The following is a 638-nucleotide window of genomic DNA, read 5'->3' on the forward strand; positions in this document are numbered from 1 at the left end:
GCGGGCCGCTACGCCCATGCCAAACAGTTCAGCCGGCATCAGCGGCAGTTGCGCATTCTGCGCAGCCGGCTCGGCCGGATCATCCGCGATATCCGCCGCAGGATCGAGGGCCAGCCGGCACTGGAGGAGGCGTTCGCCCTCCCGCTTGGCCGGGCCTCGCAGATCCGCTCGCAGCAGCAGCGACAGCGCGGCTGGAAGCTCTATTCCTTCCATGCCCCGGAGGTGGAATGCATCGGCAAGGGCAAGGCCGCCGCACCTTACGAGTTCGGTGTCAAAGCTCCATCGTCACCAACAACCGCCGGGCTCCCGGTGGGCTGTTCGTGCTGCACGCCAGGTCGCTGCCCGATAATCCCTACGACGGTCATACCCTGCGGGACGTCATCGACCGCACCGAGGCGCTCACCGGCTGTGCGATCGAGCCGGCCTACGTCGATAAGGGATATCGCGGCCGACACGCAAAATCCCCCGTCGCGTCTTCTTTCGGGCCCAGAAGCGCGGCGTGTTCGGCGCCATCAAGCGCGAGCTGCGGCGCCGCTCCCCATCGAGCCTATCATCGGACACCTGAAGGCCGAAGGTCACCTTGGCCGCTGCTACCTCAAAGGCCGCGCCGGCGACGCCGCCAACGTCGTGCTCTCAGC

At 67.2% G+C, this 638-nt stretch carries 1 pseudogene; it reads left to right on the forward strand.

Annotation, left to right across the window (positions count from 1 at the left end):
* Positions 1–638 (forward strand): annotated as a pseudogene (locus tag AC0L3U_RS38335) (transposase family protein); the annotation flags it as partial.

Source organism: Bradyrhizobium sp. Kon69, assembly GCF_055807515.1.